The following is a 17,074-nucleotide window of genomic DNA, read 5'->3' as shown; positions in this document are numbered from 1 at the left end:
TGGTAGAACTCGTTACAAATACTCCCACTTTTTTATTTCATTCATTCTTACTCCTCCAAAGTAGATGAAAACCAATTAGGCCTGCGCGAGCAGGCCTTTTTCTTTTTTCTTTTTCCAAATAGTCTTATACTTAAATTATGTCAAAACGTTTTTTAGCATAGAAAAAATATAAGGAATTAGGTTGATGATTTCAGCAGCTATTCAACGCGTTATCGCGGAAAAGTCCGGTTCCTTTTTGATTCCGGCCAGCAAGATTGCCATCGTTGAAGAAGACAATCCCCTTTACCATGCCTTCTTGATCTTAACCAAGGTCAAGTACGCCAAAATTCCCGTCTTGAACAAGAAAGGCCAGATCACCGGCCTTTTGAGCCTGGCCATGATCACCGACAAGATGCTGGACCTGGATGGCATTTCTGTCAAGGCCTTAAACAAGTACAAGGTCAAGGACGTCATGGAAACCGACTTCGTTTCCGTCAACTTTACGGAAAAAGACATGGAGACCCAGCTTCACCTGCTGGTTGACAACAACTTCCTCCCTGTCGTCGACGACCAGGGAGTCTTTCAAGGGATGATCACCCGGCGGGAATGGTTTAAGGCCTTCAACTACCTGGCCCATACTTTTGACGACCACTATGTCACGATTGACAAAAAGCAGGTCCTCAAGCTTGAAGCAGAAAATTAACAATACAATCATAAGCATTTCCAGTGTAAGACATCCAATTTGTGTTAAAATATATCTAATAAGATATATTGTCTTTTAAGATAAAAAAGTGTGTGTGTTCACACTCCTTACTTTTAATGGGAGGAATAAATCATGAAACGCCAATGGAAATTCATTGTCGTCCTGGTTCTCGGGGCGATTGGGCTGATCACTGACAATGTCCTGCACATTCCAGGAATCGCGGAAGTTCTGTTCGACATTGCTGGTGCCTACGTCAGCTTCTCCTTAGCCAAGGAAATGTTTAATGACTTGAAAGAAGGACACTGGGGCATCGACGTCCTGGCCCTGATCGCGGTCATTTCCATGATGATTACCCGGGACTACTGGGCTGAATGGATGATCCTGGTCATGTCTACTGGTGGCGAAAGCCTGGAAGACTACGCGACCGGCCAAGCCGACCGTGAACTGCGGGCCCTTTTGGACAAGAACCCGCGGGTAGCTGGCAAATTGGTTGACGGCAAGGTGGTTGAAGTAAAGGTTGACGACCTGCAGATCGGCGACCATGTTTTGATCAAGCCGGGCCAGCAGGTGCCAGTTGATGGGACTATCATCGAAGGCAGCTCTGCTTTTGACCAGTCATCCTTAACTGGTGAATCAGTGCCAGTTGACAAAACGGTCGGCGATGACCTGATGTCCGGCTCACTTAATGGTGAAACTGCCGTAACCATGGAAGTCAAGAAACTGGCCAAGGACTCTGAATACCAGTCTATCGTACAACTGGTTAAGTCCTCCGCCGCCCAGCCGGCCAAATTCGTCAAGATGGCCGACCGCTACGCCGTGCCGTTTACCATCATTTCCTTAGCTATCGGGATCATTGCCTGGGTTGCGGCCGGCGACTTCACCCGTTTCGCGGAAGTCATGGTCGTTGCTTCCCCATGTCCGCTCTTGATCGCCGCTCCAGTTGCTCTGGTAGCGGGGATGAGCTCCATGTCCAAGCACCACATCATCGTCAAGTCCGGTCCAACCTTGGAACAACTTGCCAAGGCCAAGACTTTTGCCTTCGATAAGACTGGTACTTTGACCCAGAACCAATTGGTCATCCAAGACGTTCTGCCGGAAAATGGCTTTGACAAGGAAACCATCCAAAGCTACGCGGCCAGCCTGGAACAGCAGTCCGGCCACATTATCGCCAACTCCCTGGTTCAAGGGACTGACAAGTCCATGATCCAAGCCGTAAGCAACCTGCAGGAATCAACCGGTAACGGGGTCAGCGGGACCGTTGACGGCAAGACCGTCATGGTCGGCAAGCTTTCCTACGTAGCGCCAGACGCTAACGTAAACAAGGCCAAGACTACTGCTGTCTACGTTTCTGTTGACGGCAAGTATGCCGGCTGCATCACCTTCAAGGACCAGTTGCGGCCAGAAACTCCGCAAACTTTGGCCCGCCTGCGCAAGCAAGGCGCAAAGCACATCATGATGCTGACCGGGGACAACAAGGATGTTGCCCAAGCGATTGCTGACGTGGCCGGCGTCGATGATGTCCGGGCCAGCCTTTTGCCAGCACAAAAGATTGAAGCAATCAAGAACGTGGCGCCTGAAAACCGCCCAGTCGTCATGACCGGGGACGGGATCAACGACGCGCCAAGCTTGACGGCTGCTGATGTCGGCATTGCCATGGGGGCCAAGGGTGCCACCGCGGCCAGCGAAAGCGCCGACGCGGTCATCATGGTCAACGATTTGAGCAAGATCAATGATGCCGTGGCCATTTCCAAGCACACCATGAAAGTGGCCGAAGTCGACGTCATCACTGCCATCGTAGTCGTTATCCTTTTGGAATTGGTGGCCTTCACGGGTCTTATCCCAGCCTTCTGGGGCGCTGTTTTGCAGGAAGTGGTCGACATGATCGCCATCTGCTTAGCCCTTTTGGCCAAGACCGAACCGAAGAATCCAAAACAGACCGGTTTGTAAAATTTGTCTTTTTTCCAATTTCTTGCTAAAGTATTATTAGTTAACATAACACTTTCAGAGGTTGGAGTTTCAAAACTTTCAAGAATTTGCTTCTTTGGGTCAAGAAGCTTTTTCTTGGGAGTTTTTTTGCTTGCCAGCCCTTTTTTGAAACGGAGGTCAATATGGAATTTATTGGACAACTGATACTGGTCTTGCTGATGACGACCCTGCTGGGGCAAGTCTTTGCCCGCTTCAACTGGCCCCCGGTCATTGGGCAGCTCTTATCAGGGATCCTGCTGGGACCGGCTCTTTTGGGCTGGATCCACCCTAATGAAACGATGTCGCTTTTTTCCGACATCGGGGTCATCATGCTGATGTTTTTAGCCGGGATGGAAAGCGACCTGGACCTCTTGAAGAAGTACTTTAAGATCAGCTTCACGGTGGCCACGGTCGGGGTTATCCTCCCTATCCTTTTCATTGGCGGAGCCTCCATGCTCTTCGGGATGCAGTTCCTGGAAGCCCTCTTCATCGGGATCGTCTTCGCGGCCACCAGCGTCTCCATTTCAGTAGAAGTCCTGCGTGACACCGGGAAACTCCAGACCAAGGCCGGAACGGCGATTTTGGGGGCAGCGGTGGTCGATGACATCCTGGCGGTGATCGTCCTCAGCCTCTTCACCACCTTCAGCCATGAAGGCGGCAAGTCGGGTTTGACCGACAACTTCTTCTTGAACCTGCTTTTTGAAGCCCTCTACTTTGTCTTCGTCTGGCTGGTCTACAAGTTCATCGCGCCGAAGTTTATGCAGCTGGCGGAAAAAATCAACGTCAACTACTCCGTGGTCATCGCCTCTTTGATTCTGTCTTTGGGCATGGCCTACATTGCTGAATTAGTCGGCTTGAGCGCCGTAGTCGGGGCCTTCTTCGGCGGCCTGGCCATCCGGCAGACCAAGCAGGAAGCTGAAGTCAACTCCTCAGTTTCCGCGATCGGCTACTCAGTCTTCATTCCAACCTTCTTCGTCAACATTGGCCTGTCGATGACTTTTGCCTCCATCGGCAAGGACTTCCTCTTCATCGTAGTTATGACCATTCTGGGCGTTCTGTCCAAGTACTGGGCCGGCAAGTACTCTTCAGAAGCCTTTGGCCTTAAGCCCCTGGAAGGCAGCATCGTCGGGGCTGGGATGGTCTCCCGGGGGGAAGTAGCCTTGATCGTGGCTCAGATCGGGATTGCCCACCACCTTTTTCCAAAGGACATCTACTCCAGCTTGATTCTGGTCATCATTTTGACGACGGTTATCTCCCCAATCATGCTCAACCACTACATCAAAAAAGAAGAAGCGTAAAACTAAAAAGCAGCGAAGCTTTGCTTCGTTGCTTTTTATGTATATAGATAGTTTTCTCTTTATCTTTATAGTTATCTTTTCTCTTTTTGCCTAGCCTAAAAGACTGAGCATGTTCCACATGATGTGGGTGGCCATGGAGTAGCGCAGGTCCTTGGTGGTCATGTAGACCCAGGCCAGGACTGACCCCATCATCCAGTAAACCAGGAGATATGGTGACCAGAAAGGATTGTGGGCAAAGGCAAAGAAGAAACCGGAAACCAGGATCCCAGCCCACTTGGCAACCTTGCCGGCATGGTTGAAGAGGAGGTTGAAGAACATCCCTCTGAAGATGATTTCCTCCATAACCGGGGCAACCAGGACCACCATGATATTGTAGGTCGGGCCCGCCGTCTGCTGGAGGTCGTCCAGGTTCTGCTGGTTGACGGAGACCCCGCCGCCGATCAGGTTCATCAAGAGGATGTAGAGCAGCTGCATCAAGAAGAAGCCCCCGACTGAGGTGGCCAGCTTCCGCCAATCCCAGTGGAAGTCCTGGCTGAAGCCCCATTCGTTCTTGTCATCCAGCTGCCCCTTATAGAGCCAGAAGCTGAACCAGAAGACCAGGACGGTGGAGAGGGCCAGGATGAAGGCCTCAGCCGATCCGAAGCCAAAGATGTCCGGGTAGAAGTAAAACTCCTGCAGGGTCGTGTACAGCGCGAACACGATTGCGATTTCGATCAGGTAAAAGAGATAATGCCCAATTTTTTTCACGTTTGTCACCTTGTTGTCTCAAAAAAATTCTTATCCTCTATTATAATAAAGTTTGACCAATTTTCTAAATGATATGGACGAGGACCTAAAAAATGCCATCTAGATTAAATACCCTGCTCTTTCTGTTCAGCCAGAACCGGGCTTTCAGCTACTTCACCATTTTGGTGGCGATCGCCGCGGTAACCTTTATTTTCTCCTGGCTGAGCGACCCGCGCCGCCTGATCAACGGGGTCTTTTTCACCTTTTTCATCGCTTCGCTGGGGGCCTGGTTCACCTTCCTGGTCTATGCCACCAATCTGCCCAGCTTCCGCAAGGTCTACCTCTGGGTCCTGGCGATCCTGGCAGTAACCGTGGCCGTCATCGTCTCCTTCTCCTGGATCCTGCTTTTATGGAACTCCTACGTGGTCTTGAAGCATGAGAGCCACACCCTGCCCAACCTGCTGACCTTGATCCTGGCGGTAGCCATGCTGGGCCTCTGGATCTTCATTTTCATCGGCCACTTCACCCGCAGCACGCCGACCGGCCTACGCCTCATCCTGGACATTTTCCCGACGATCGCGGTTTACTTGGCGGCCGTCATGTACAACTTCCTGGTCAACCTCCTGCTCTACCAGATAGTCCCCCGCCGCTACCACCAGAACTACCTGATCGTTTTGGGAGCGGGCCTGATCCATGGGGACCAGATTTCCAACATCCAGGCGGCCAGAATCAACCGGGCCATCCAGTTTGCCTACCACCAGCAGGAAAAGGGCCAGCCCTTGCCCAAGTTCATCATGTCCGGCGGCCAGGGCCCGAATGAAAAAATCTCTGAAGCGGCAGCCATGGCCGCTTACGCCATCAAGCGGGGAGTCCCAAAGGAACTGATCCTGCTGGAAGACCAGTCCAGAAATACCGAGCAGAACATGGAATTCTCCCAGATCGTGGCCTACAACGACTATGGCAATGACAACTTCAAGGCCTGCTTCTTTACCAGCAACTACCACGTCTTCCGGGCAGCAATTTTTGCCAAGCAGGCGGGGCTGGACGCCAATGGGATTGGCTCTTACACCCGCCCTTACTACCTGCCCAACGCGGTTTTGCGGGAATTTGCCGGGATGTTCGTCATGAACCGTCTCCGCCACTTCACCGTGATGGCCCTGATCGTGGCCAGCTACATTGCCTTGGCAATTTGCAAACTGCTAAATGTCTTTTAACTTTTTAAAATTACCTGGGAAAATCCAGGTAATTTTTTATTTTTTCTAGTATGCCCTTCCAGCTTAGAGCCATATATCTTGAGGGCATTTTGGCAAAAACAGGAATCCCGTCAAATCAACACTTTATCTAGTAGGTGGACTTTTGACACAACTACCAAATATTGATAAGATCGTAATCGTGTTAAATTTAAGGGGGATTTTATCGTGAAGAAAATCAAATTCAAGCAAGTTTTGGCCACTGGTACTGTTTTGGCAGCGGGGATTGCTTTGACAGCCTGCTCAGGGGCAAAGCAAAACGGCGGCGGCTCCAACAAGAAGAGCTCAGCCAGCGTGGCCTTGATCACTGACATTGCCGGGGTTGACGACCACTCCTTCAACCAGTCCGGCTGGGAAGGGATGGTGGCTTACGGCAAGTCCCAGGGCTTAAAGCGGGGGACCAACGGCTACCAATACTTTGAATCAAGTTCAGCTTCTGACTTTACGCCAAACATCAACCAGGCGGTTGCGGCCGGCTACAAGACTATTTTTGGCGTTGGTTACTCACTTAAGGGCGCGATTGCTTCAGCAGCCAAGAAGCACACTGACAAGAACTTCGTCATTATCGACGATGTGATCAAGGGGCAAAAGAACGTGGCTTCCGCCAACTTCAAGTCCCAGGATGCTTCCTACATGGCCGGGGTAGTTGCGGCCCGGACCACCAAGACCAACGTGGTTGGCTTCATTGGCGGGGTTCACGGGGACATCGTCGACTTGTTTGATGCTGGTTTTGCCAAGGGCGTGCAAGACACGGCCAAGAAGATGGGCAAGAAGATCACGGTTTTGAACCAATACGTCGGCTCATTTACGGCTGCTGACAAGGAAAAGTCAATTGCCAAGGCTATGTTTGCCAAGAAGGCGGACGTGATCTTCCACGCTTCAGGTTCAGCCGGCCAAGGCTTGTTCAGTGAAGCCAAGTCAGTCAACGAAGGCCTGGCTGCCAACTCCAGCAAGAAGGTCTGGGTCATCGGGGTCGACTCTGACCAGTCCAGCCTGGGCAAGTACAAGTCCAAGGACGGCAAGAAGTCCAACCTCTGCCTGACCAGCGTGATGACTGGGGTCAACGTGGCGGTCAAGGACATCGCGACCAAGGCAGCCAAGGGCAAGTTCCCGGGCGGCAAACAGCTGGTTTACGGCTTGAAGCACAACGGTGTCTACCTGACCCGGGGCTACGTGGCTGACTCAGTTTGGAAGCAGGCACAAATTGCCCGCAGCCAGATTCTGGCCGGCAAGGTTTCCGTACCAAGCCACCCAAGCAAGTAAGCAAATAAAAATCTCTGAGCGAGCAGCTCAGAGATTTTTTTGCGTATTAGGCGTTTTTTTCGCGGCTGGACTGGAGCAATACCAGGCAGAAGATGACGAGGAGGATGATGGCGCCAGCTGAGAAGTAGAGGGCCACGCTGCTCTTTACCCGGCCTTCAAAGAAGCTAAGGGCCAGGGCCATGATCAAGGTCAAAAAGATGCCCACGAAGCGGAGCAAGGCCGTGCTCCGTCCCTGGTAGGCGGCGGGAGTTTTCATGATCCGGCTGGTTTCCAGGTAGGTGTAGACGGGGATGCCGGTACCAAAAATGCTGCCAAGCAGGAGGCCGAAAACAAAGGGAGACAGCTGGCGGCCTGCCCCGCCGCTTAGGTAGGTTGCCCCTGCAGAAAGGACGATCAAGGCAAGGACAGAGAGCTTTTTGTGGCCAGCAGGCAGGCTGACCACGGCCCGGTTGAGGCCAGCACCGACAGCCACGGCTAAGATGATGCCCAGGCCAATCACCAGGATTGACTTGAACTTGGGATCATAGCGGCCGATTTTTAAAATTACCAGGCTCATGACCAGTTGGTTCCGGCAGGTAAAAAGGACTTCGGCGGCAAAGATCAAGGCAATGCCTTTTTTTAAAGACGATGCTGACTGATTCCCGGATGTCGCGGGCCAAGATGGAAAAGCTGAAGGAGGGTTGGGCATCAGCCACAACCTGGTCAGCCGGCACCCGCAGCCAGATTAAAAGGGCCAGCAGGTAAAGGGCGGCGCAGAGGTAGAGATAGTTGGGCAAAGCCACGAAGCTGAGGGTCACGAAAACCAGCAGATAACCGACAATTGAGGCGATAGAGTTCAGCGAGCTGATCCCCTGCTGCACCAAAGGAATGGCCTCCCGGTTCTCCTTGCGGACGATATAGACGGTTCTGGCGGCGTTGTCGAACTCGCTGATAACGGAAATGACAATGTCGACGACAATCAAGACGCCGATGAAGGCCGCCTTGTCCAGGTCAAAAATCAGCGGCGGAAGCAGGCAGGCTATTCCAGAAAGCAAGGTGGTGAAAAAAAGGATCCGCCAGGCACCATGCTGGTCAACGAAGCTGCCGATAGCCAGGGCAAAGGCCACGCTTACGGCAACGCTGATGTTGTTGACCAAGCTGTTGACCGCGGGGCTGGAAACATACTCCTGGACTATGAAGGACAGGGCTACGCTATAGATGCTGGCGGCCAGCATGATCATTCCTTGCGAGGAATTGAAGGGCAGGGTTGGAATTTCTTTTTTCATTGTTCACTCACCTTGCTTTAACTTTTCATTCTTTACTGAAAATATACTCTTTTTTATGCTAATGGTATCTTTTTTGGAAATGGACATAAAAAGTGCTGAGCCTTCGCTCAGCACTTTTACATTAATCAATTTTTCCCGGCTTTAACAGCCCAAGAGACCAGGAGCAGGCCAGCGAGAAACATTGCTTCTGGCAGCAGCATGCTGGATAAGTCAAAAGCAGCATCCCGCAAAAAGTAGAAGGCCAGCAAGGCGCTGATGATCAAGACGGCCGCGAAATCGCGCCAATCTTCGCTGGTGAAAGCTTGCCGGTCCTTTTTAACAAATATCATGACCAAGCCGGCAAGGCCCAGCAGCAAATAGAGAGCCGCGATCACAAAAAGTACCAGCGCCGTTTCGAACTCTTTTCTGACCAGCATCCCTTCAACCAGGAGTAGACTCCCGCTTGCCAGAAAAATCACCGCCAATTTCCGCCAGCTAAAAGTCACCGGCAACTGCTTAAAGCCGCTCAGCAGCATCCCGCAGCCGATCAACAAATTTACCCAAAACAAGCTATTCATTTCTTTCCTCCCTTTTACATCCGAACTATCCTTTCGGCCTAATCAGAATTATAGTTTCAGCGCAAAAAAGAGGGGCAAGAAATTCAAATCCAGTCATTTAACCGTCATAATCGGTCAATTCTGCTTCAGCTCCCGCAGCTGGCGGCCACAGCTCCGCGCGTATTTCAGCTTCTCCCCGTCAAATAAAGTGATAGTCCTGGCGCGCAGGTCTATCTCAGCTATATTTTTAGGATTGATCAAGCAAGATTGGGAGATTTTTAGCAAAAAATCACATTCCTGGTCAAGCTGCTTAAGGTTGCCGACAAACTCCGCCCGCAGATTTTTCGCGACTAGCTGCAGCTTATGTGGAAATGGCGTCGTCGCGACGTAGTAGACGTCATCAGTGTTGACATTTCTAAGCTGCCGGCCGACTTTATAGGTAAAAGTCTGCTTTTTGACCAAATTCAGCCGCGTAAGCCTCTCCAGTGCCAGGCGCAAAGTTGCCACAACCCTCTCCTGCAGACTATCCAAATCAGCATTTTTTACGATATAGTCCAGCGTACCAATTCTTCGCTGAAAAGTCTGCAAGGCCAGCTCCGAATGCGTGGTTACAAAAACAATCTGTCCCTGTGGGTCAAGACGCAAGAGCGCTTCAGCCAAGTCCAAGCCGTCCATTTCTGACTTGGCAAATTCAATATCCAAGAAATAGATTCCCCGCTGAACCTGCCGGTCAGCAGCGTAAGCCAAAGCTTCTTGCGGAGATCCCATTGCTGAAACAGAAACGCTTTGTCCGTAATCCTCCGCTAAAAATTCTCCCGCCAGCTTGACCGTCTTTGCCAAAGACCGAGCCTGCAACAGGTCGTCATCACATACCAGAATTTCAGTCATCTTTCCCCCTAATCACGCGATAGTCAGCGCAAAAATGAACTTGTCTCCTTCAATTCGATACTCAACAAACAAATTCGCGTATTTCTTCTGCAGCTCCTGCACATTGCTCAGCCCCAAACCCGCGTGTCCCCGCTTGCTGGTAAAGTTTGCCTGGCTGAAAACCGGTAAATCTTCCTTTTGCTGGTCACGCAGCTTGTTCTTTATGGTAAATTCCAGAGAATTTTCCTGATCCCGGTAAAACATGATCTCAACAACAGGAACCTGTCCACCAGCTTTGTATAAAATGCTTTCCTCAATGGCATTGTCAAAAGCAATCCCAACGATTCTGATCAAGTCATATACGTCAATTCCAGCTGGGACTTCGATCATCTGCCGAGCTTCGAAAACATAGCGGATTTGCTGGCGGCGGAGTTCCTGCAGCTTGGCAATCACCAAGCTCTGCAGCTGCAGGTCAGCAATCCGGTCAACGTCCTTGAACTGCCACAGTTCTTCTCTTTCCAAAATGTCATCAGAGTACTTTTTCAAGCTGTCCAAGGCAGCTGAAGCCTGGTCATTCTTTAAAGAAAGCTCCAAGCTGCGCAGCATGTTTTGATAGTCATGCTTAAAGCGCCGCAATTCTTCCTCGCTCTTTCTGACACTCTGCAGATAGCTGCGCAAGTTCTCTCTTTCCTGGTCAGCCAGCTGCCGTTCATAGTCCCGCTGATTGGCCAATAACACCAGCAGGGTCAAGCAGCCCTGCAAAAGCAGCAAGATCAAAAGGCTGGCCTCTGACCAGCCAAACAGCCACAAGCTGAAATCCCAAGCTAAAAGACTAGACAGCAGATATATTTTCAGCAGATAATCCGGCTGCTTATGCCTTTTTTCATTCAGCCGCCGCCAGCCTTCTGCCGCTAATGCCAAAACCGCGTAAGCCAGAATAAGCAGCAAAGAGCTCCTTCCAGCTTTGAGAAACGCTTGTAAAAGCAGCAGGTTCCCCAAAGCCACGCTCAAGCCATAAAACAGAAGCATTTGCCAGTTTTGCCGATGGTAAAAGTAAAAAGCCGACAGCAGCAAAACAATGTTTGCCAGATACAAGGCGACCTGCTGGTCTGCCTCTTTCGCCAGAATAAATTCAAAAGTCAAGACACCCAAGCCCGCGGCCGTCAGCAGGTCTTCTATTTTCCAACTCACATGCATTAATCTAGCCAAACTTGTCAGCTCAAACAAAGCTGAAACAGCTGCTAAAGCAATCAATACCAGCTCTTCCATTTTCACCCTTTCCTCCTCCAACAACTAATATCCGCCATCCTACTCTATTATTCTTCTTCGTTCAAGCTCTGGTAGCCGTAATTTGCCAGCTGCTGGTCAGTATCGATCACCGACATCCCCCTAACCAAACAGTAGATCAAGACCGCGTCCCGTTTTACGTTGGCATAAAGCGCACCATTATCGCTCAAAGACAGCAGTCGGTTGGTTTCAGCCAGAGACAATTTCAAGCTGAGGGCCAGGGACAAAACCTTATTCCTTGATGGCAGGCGCCGCCCCTTCAAAATCTGATAGCCATAGCTGCGTTCGATCATGGCCTCATTGAAGAGTTCGCTTTTCTTGACCCCCTTGTCTTCGATCAGCTTGTTCAAATAACCGGCAAAATTGTAATCAACCACTTGATCTAGTACATTAGAAATATGATCTGCTTTCAAAGCAGCGAGTAATTTTTCAGTTTCCATTTTTACCCCCATTGTTACCATTATGGCAGAAAGATTTTATATAAGATGAAGCAAGGAAAAATAAGTGATTACGTTAATCCTGTTCCCATTAAAATAACGGACGACAAGGCAATTTTCAAAGTTGAAAAGCTGAACCCGACGCCTTATATCGAGCGGGTCCTTCCTTTAGAGTACGCTCCCTTATATGAACAGCTGGCTGAGCTGGACACCGCGATTCCCAAGATTGTCTGCCTGGAAAAAAGCGACCGCCTGACCGTCATCGAAGAATACATCGACTCTCCCCGTCTCGACCAGTACTTAGAGACCCACAAGCTCACTTCTGCCCAGATCCACGACTTGATCTGCCAGCTGCTGGACGTCCTCGCGGTCCTGCACCAGCAGACGCCGCCGATCATTCACCGGGACATCAAGCCGGAGAATATTTTTTATGATGGCAAAAAGCTGATCCTGGCTGACTTCGATATCGCCCGGAACATGCAGAAAGATGCCGACCGCGACACCCGCGTCCTAGGGTCACTAGGCTACGCGGCCCCAGAACAATTCGGCTTCAGCCAAAGCGGGCCAGCCAGCGATTTCTATGCGGTCGGGGTCTTGATGAACGTTCTGTATACCGGCTGCCTGCCCAGCGTTCAGCTTTATCAAGGGCCTGAACGGGAAATCATTGAAAAAGCCACCCATATCAACAGCCAGAAACGCTACCAAAGCGCCCAGGAATTTAAGGACGCGATTATTGGCTTAGGTCGGTCCAGCTGGCTTTTGCCAGGCTTCCGCGGCCATCAGCCCGCCCGCATGCTTACAGCTGCTTGCGGCTACTTATTGATGCTGTTTAGTTCCTTTAATATGGACGCCAAGAGCGACTCAGCGGCTGACCGTTTCCTGCTCCGCCTGTCCTTTTTCATGGTTCTTTTCTTGATCGTCCTGTTTGCCTGCAACTACCGCAATATCAAGAGCATGTGCCTTTTCCATTCATCCAAGTCCAAATTTACCCGGGCCTGCGGGATCATCATCAGCTACCTGCTTGTGGCCACGGTTTTGACCACGGCTTTAGCCGCCTTATCGGTAGCGATTTCATCTTTTGGCCATTAGTGGGCTGCCTGCCCACCAATCCTTCTCTTTAAAAGTCTACACTTAAACTGGATGCTGACCCATGCAAGATGGAGACTTTTTTAGCTGAGAATTCTGCTTGAGCCGCTTTAGGCAAAAATGGAATGTGTGCTAGCAGACTTTCAGCTTTCAGCATCAATTAAGTCACTTGGTTAAGGAGAGGATAAGATGAAAGTAGTTGGAATTCTGTTAATCATTTTAGGCGTTATTGGTATTGCCATCGGGCTGATGATGTTCGGTGATATTGGCGTAGCATGTATTGTCGGCGCTCTTGCCGCCCTGTTGTCGGGATTCGGCTTCTTAAGCGTTAACAACAAGCTGAATAGTTCTGAGTCTTAGAGCCGGGGGGATCTTGCCATGAAGTCCAATAAAAAGCCATTTTACAAGCAATGGTGGGCTGTGACCATCGCCTTCATTTTCGTATTTTTTGTCGGCTACATCTTCGGCTCTGCCGCTTCTTCGAGTGACGACTCCAGTGACGAAGCCTCTGTAGCCAGTTCATCAAAGAGTTCTTCTAAGAGCACTACTGACGACAAGTCTTCTGGGAAAAATAATGCTAAGAAAACTCTGACTGTCAGCTATAAAAATTACGAAATTTCTTCGGAAAAGACCTTTAAGCCGAACTATACGAATAACAGCTGGGCCGGCGGCAGCGTATCTGTCGACAGCATTACTTTGTACAAGACAGCCAAGGCCTACAATTATGATAGTGCCAACGATGGCAAATTTACTATTCAAGGTTTCATGCAGATTCATTACGTAATTAAGACCAAAGCTGATGTTTCAGTTTACCCGACTCAAGGAACATATATCTACTCCAATGGTGAACAGCACGGAGCAGATTCCACTGAAAGTTGGGATGGCGATATTTCAAAGAACGTAACAAAGCAAGGAACAGTAACTGTCCCAGTCGAAAAGATTTCAAACGTCAACAGTGTCCGCGTGAAATTTGACGCGAGTGGCCAAGACTTTAGTGATGATTCTTTAGACCACGATTTTGATTTCACTATCACTTTGTCCTAACAGACAGCTTGATCTTTAAGAAATTTGGTTGGCGAAGCAAAGACTTCCGCCAAAAAGTTGCAGCTGCAGTACAAGACCTCAATTTGGAACAACAATACGGTTAAATTCAAGCTCAAATAAACCGCGAAAGCGAAGCCTGCGAGAGCCAGGTTTCGCTTTTTTGTTAACCGCTATCAAAAAACAGTTCGGAATTTCGTTTATATTGTTGCTTTTTTCTATTTTTACACTATAATAAACTAAGATAAAAATAAACATCTTTCGCGATTGTCACACAAACATTCGTGTTGTAACGGAGGAAATCACGTGTCTGTTTCTAAATTTAAAAAGTTAGCAACCATCGCTACTGCTGCTGTTTCAGTTTCAGTTCTGCTGACTGCCTGCCAAGGTAAGAAGTCATCATCTTCAACTGGTACTAAGACCACCAAGCACAGCATCGCGCTTATCACTGACAACAACGCCATTGACGACCACTCCTTCAACGAAGCTGCCTGGAATGGTTTCAAGGCCTTCGGTAAGAAGCACGGTCTGAAGCAAGGCAAGGGTGGCTACCAATACTTTGAATCTTCATCAGCCGCCGACTTTACTCCTAACGCCAACGAAGCTGCCAGCTCCGGCTTTGAAACCATCTTCGGTGTCGGCTACCAACTGACCAGCGCCATCAAGTCCGCTGCCAAGAAGAACCCTAAGAAGAACTTCGTGATCATCGACGACGTGATCAGCGGCCAAAAGAACGTTGCTTCAGTTACCTTCGAAAGCAACCAAGCATCATACCTTGCTGGTGTCGCTGCTGCTTACACTACCAAGACCAACCACGTAGGTTACATCGGTGGTGCCAAGTCAGCTACCCTGGAACTGTTCGAAGCCGGCTTTAAGCAAGGTGTTGAAGCAGGTGCCAAGGCTTTGGGCAAGAAGATCAAGGTTGACGATCAATACATCGGTAACTTCACTTCAACTGACAAGGCCAAGTCAATCGCTCAATCAATGTACGCCAGCGGCGCGGACATCATCTACCACGCAGCCGGCAACGCTGGTAACGGGGTCTTCACTGAAGCCAAGGACATCAACAAGAACCGCAAGGCTTCCAAGAAGGTTTGGGTCATCGGTGTTGACGTTGACCAATCAAACCTGGGTAGCTACACTTCCAAGGACGGCAAGAAGAGCAACTTCGTTCTGACTTCAGTTCTGAAGGGCCTGGACGTTGCTGTTGAACGTCTTGCTGAAAAGGCATACCAAGGCAAGTTCCCAGGCGGCAAGCACTTTGTCTACACTCTTGAAGGCAATGGTGTTTCTGTAACCAAGGGCAACATCGACTCCAAGACTTGGAGCAAGGTTCAAGCAGCCCGCAAGCAAATCTTGAACGGCAAGGTTAAGGTTGCTGAAAGCGTAAGCGACTTGAAGTAATCTCAAACAGCAGATTTTTTAAAGGTACTCATCATTCGATGAGTGCCTTTTTTCTTCTCCCTTGCGTTATAATTATATTAAGAAAGCGCTTTTATAAAAGAGGTGACAACCATGCCTAAAAAGCTACGTAACACACTGTTTGCTTTAGCTGCCATACTGAGTTTTACGACTTTGGCGGCAACTCAAAATACAGTTTCAGCAGCAAGTTCAGCAAAATACACGCCCAAATATATCAAACGGCAAGTCGTACTGCAGTTAAACTGCAACAGCTATGTATATGACCGTTATGGCAACCGGATGCCTTGGTTTAACGGGCTTTACGGACCTCTCGGCTACCTAAAGAAGGACAGTTACGTCTACACAACCAGAAACAGAATTGAACGGACTGACAAAGACGTCCGCTACTTTACCTTATTCACCAAATACCACGTTACTAAATACAATTATGGCTTCGTAGGTAAGAAGTATTGGCTGCCATATAAAAAGATCAACGGACATTATTTCTACTACATCGGCTATGGTGCCTACATCAAGGCAAGAAACGTCTCTTTGATCAACGATCTGCCCCAATATTCAAATGGTGAAAAAGCCATGATTGAAATGTCCGGTTATCCTTTTACATTTGACAGTAAAACCAAGAAAATAAAAGATTTGACCAAAAAATGTAAAGCAGGTAAATACGTAGTAATAGATGGACTGCGGCAATTTACGGACAGTGATGGCTTTATATTCTGGGACACCGATCAACCAGTCTATGCTCGGTTAAAAGGAACAGGCCACGGCACTACGGGAACATATATCGATGTTGCCGCTTTAAGAGCTAAGGAGCTCTACACTTTCTATTCAGATCCAGAAGAAGGAAGTAATCCGAATTATCGGATTAACTTAGTAGATATTAACAGACTCGAAGATTACTATACCGATACTAAGAAAAAAAGAAATAAAAACTTTCTCCACTCACAAAATGTTAGGGAGAAAGCCAATAACTAATCTGAAGAAAGCAAGTCACCTTATCGTGCCTTTTTTCTTCGCCCTTGCGTTATAATTATATTAAGAAAGCGTTTTTTTGCAAAAGGGGTGATAATCATGCTCAAACAGCTACGTAACACACTGTTTGCCTTAACTTTTTCGCTAGGCTTTTCTGCTTTAATTGCAAACACTGTGCAGGCCGCATACGATACGCCCTACCTAAAAGGCCAAGTCGTACTGCAGTTAAACTGTAACAGCTATGTCTATGACCGTTATGGCAACCGGATGCCTTGGTTTAACGGGCTTTATGGTCCCCTCGGCTATCTAAAGAAGGGCAGTTACGTCTACACAACCAGAAAAAAGGTTGAACGGACAGACAAAGACGTCCGCTATTATTTCCTCCATAGTACAAAATATCATACCTATGAAATTGACAAAAAATACTGGCTGCCTTATAAGAAAATCAATGGCCACTACTTTTACTACATTGGCCATGGAGCCTATATTAAAGCCAGAAACGTTTCAGAGATCAACAACCATTCTCAATATTCAAATGGCGAAAAAGCCATGATTGATGAAACTACATACGCATTTAAATTTAACAGCAAAACCAAGAAAATCACTAATCTTAAAAAGAAATATAAATACGGTGATTACGTCATGGTCGATGGCCTTAGGCAATTCACTGACAGTGATGGATTTCCTTTCTGGGATGCCGACCAGCCATACTATGCACGTTTAAAAGGCACCGGTCATGGCTATACAGGAACGTATATCCTTTTGGGCAATTTACGAAAAAAAGATAGCGATATATTTTTTTGGGACATCGAAGAAGATAACCATCCTAACTATCGAATCAACATACTCGATATCAATTGGCAAGAAAGCAAGTATAAAAAAGCTGAGAAAGCTAAGACTCAAAAGAGTAAGCAAGACGACTGATCTATACTAATAAGTCACCTTATCGTGACTTATTCTGTTTTCTCGAACACTTGTTG

General features: G+C 48.7%; 18 protein-coding genes, 1 pseudogene and 1 other annotated feature. Of the genes and pseudogenes, 12 read left to right on the top strand and 7 right to left on the bottom strand.

Annotated features, from left to right (window positions below; genetic code table 11):
• The first annotated feature begins 184 nt into the window (after positions 1-184).
• From cbpB to ACYVUV_RS11140, 3 genes are all read left to right on the top strand, one after another.
• On the top strand, positions 185-682 hold the full coding sequence (gene cbpB, locus ACYVUV_RS11150) for a cyclic-di-AMP-binding protein CbpB (RefSeq protein ID WP_439775190.1): 498 nt from the start codon (positions 185-187) through the stop codon (positions 680-682).
• A gap of 132 nt (positions 683-814) precedes the next feature.
• Entirely contained in the window at positions 815-2,629 is a 1,815-nt protein-coding gene (locus ACYVUV_RS11145; RefSeq protein ID WP_439775191.1) for a heavy metal translocating P-type ATPase, read from the top strand.
• Positions 2,630-2,688: 59 nt separating this feature from the next.
• Positions 2,689-2,737: a sequence feature (sodium ion sensor (DUF1646 type); this cis-regulatory element may regulate processes involved in with the transportation of sodium ions), on the top strand.
• A gap of 53 nt (positions 2,738-2,790) precedes the next feature.
• Entirely contained in the window at positions 2,791-3,945 is a 1,155-nt protein-coding gene (locus tag ACYVUV_RS11140) for a cation:proton antiporter (protein WP_439775192.1), read from the top strand.
• A gap of 90 nt (positions 3,946-4,035) precedes the next feature.
• Here ACYVUV_RS11140 and ACYVUV_RS11135 read toward each other — a convergent pair whose 3' ends face one another.
• A complete protein-coding gene (locus tag ACYVUV_RS11135; RefSeq protein ID WP_439775193.1) occupies positions 4,036-4,692 on the bottom strand; it encodes a CPBP family intramembrane glutamic endopeptidase in 657 nt (218 codons plus the stop codon).
• A 92-nt stretch (positions 4,693-4,784) separates the two neighbouring features.
• Between ACYVUV_RS11135 and ACYVUV_RS11130 the strand changes: the two genes are divergently transcribed.
• Entirely contained in the window at positions 4,785-5,885 is a 1,101-nt protein-coding gene (locus ACYVUV_RS11130; RefSeq protein ID WP_439775194.1) for a YdcF family protein, read from the top strand.
• A 204-nt stretch (positions 5,886-6,089) separates the two neighbouring features.
• Positions 6,090-7,184 carry a BMP family lipoprotein gene (locus ACYVUV_RS11125; protein WP_439775195.1) on the top strand — a complete coding sequence of 365 codons (1,095 nt, stop codon included), beginning with the start codon at positions 6,090-6,092 and terminating at the stop codon, positions 7,182-7,184.
• A gap of 46 nt (positions 7,185-7,230) precedes the next feature.
• Here the strand turns inward: ACYVUV_RS11125 and ACYVUV_RS11120 are convergent, their stop codons facing one another.
• From ACYVUV_RS11120 to ACYVUV_RS11095, 6 genes are all read right to left on the bottom strand, one after another.
• Entirely contained in the window at positions 7,231-7,740 is a 510-nt protein-coding gene (locus ACYVUV_RS11120) for a hypothetical protein (RefSeq protein WP_439775196.1), read from the bottom strand.
• On the bottom strand, positions 7,706-8,449 hold the full coding sequence (locus ACYVUV_RS11115; protein ID WP_439775197.1) for an MFS transporter: 744 nt from the start codon (positions 8,447-8,449) through the stop codon (positions 7,706-7,708). Before ACYVUV_RS11115 ends, ACYVUV_RS11120 begins: the two co-directional genes overlap by 35 nt.
• 125 nt (positions 8,450-8,574) lie before the next feature.
• Complete coding sequence (locus ACYVUV_RS11110; protein ID WP_439775198.1) at positions 8,575-9,006, bottom strand: hypothetical protein; 432 nt, start codon at positions 9,004-9,006, stop codon at positions 8,575-8,577.
• Between the two features lie 114 nt (positions 9,007-9,120).
• Positions 9,121-9,873 carry a LytR/AlgR family response regulator transcription factor gene (locus ACYVUV_RS11105; RefSeq protein WP_439775199.1) on the bottom strand — a complete coding sequence of 251 codons (753 nt, stop codon included), beginning with the start codon at positions 9,871-9,873 and terminating at the stop codon, positions 9,121-9,123.
• 12 nt (positions 9,874-9,885) lie between these two features.
• The gene (locus ACYVUV_RS11100) at positions 9,886-11,121 is read right to left on the bottom strand and encodes a GHKL domain-containing protein (RefSeq protein ID WP_484499359.1); all 1,236 of its coding nucleotides are present in this window, start codon (positions 11,119-11,121) and stop codon (positions 9,886-9,888) included.
• Between the two features lie 47 nt (positions 11,122-11,168).
• Positions 11,169-11,579: a hypothetical protein gene (locus ACYVUV_RS11095; RefSeq protein ID WP_439775201.1), complete on the bottom strand. Its 411-nt coding sequence runs from the start codon at positions 11,577-11,579 to the stop codon at positions 11,169-11,171.
• A 45-nt stretch (positions 11,580-11,624) separates the two neighbouring features.
• On the opposite strand from ACYVUV_RS11095, the gene ACYVUV_RS11090 reads away from it, so the two are divergent.
• From ACYVUV_RS11090 to ACYVUV_RS11060, 7 genes and pseudogenes are all read left to right on the top strand, one after another.
• The gene (locus ACYVUV_RS11090) at positions 11,625-12,665 is read left to right on the top strand and encodes a serine/threonine protein kinase (protein ID WP_439775202.1); all 1,041 of its coding nucleotides are present in this window, start codon (positions 11,625-11,627) and stop codon (positions 12,663-12,665) included.
• Between the two features lie 186 nt (positions 12,666-12,851).
• A complete protein-coding gene (locus ACYVUV_RS11085; protein WP_002878348.1) occupies positions 12,852-13,022 on the top strand; it encodes a hypothetical protein in 171 nt (56 codons plus the stop codon).
• A gap of 18 nt (positions 13,023-13,040) precedes the next feature.
• On the top strand, positions 13,041-13,706 hold the full coding sequence (locus ACYVUV_RS11080; protein WP_439775203.1) for a hypothetical protein: 666 nt from the start codon (positions 13,041-13,043) through the stop codon (positions 13,704-13,706).
• A 21-nt stretch (positions 13,707-13,727) separates the two neighbouring features.
• A pseudogene (locus ACYVUV_RS11075) lies at positions 13,728-13,826 on the top strand (DUF4352 domain-containing protein); the annotation flags it as partial.
• A 183-nt stretch (positions 13,827-14,009) separates the two neighbouring features.
• Complete coding sequence (locus ACYVUV_RS11070; RefSeq protein ID WP_201331776.1) at positions 14,010-15,107, top strand: BMP family lipoprotein; 1,098 nt, start codon at positions 14,010-14,012, stop codon at positions 15,105-15,107.
• A 111-nt stretch (positions 15,108-15,218) separates the two neighbouring features.
• Entirely contained in the window at positions 15,219-16,097 is an 879-nt protein-coding gene (locus ACYVUV_RS11065; RefSeq protein WP_439775204.1) for a hypothetical protein, read from the top strand.
• Positions 16,098-16,193: 96 nt separating this feature from the next.
• Complete coding sequence (locus ACYVUV_RS11060; protein ID WP_439775205.1) at positions 16,194-17,018, top strand: hypothetical protein; 825 nt, start codon at positions 16,194-16,196, stop codon at positions 17,016-17,018.
• Positions 17,019-17,074: the final 56 nt, after the last annotated feature.

The sequence above is a fragment of the Lactobacillus sp. WILCCON 0149 genome, from assembly GCF_057197965.1.
Note: the sequence above shows the minus strand (reverse complement) of the source record. Positions and strands in the feature narration are given on the sequence as shown.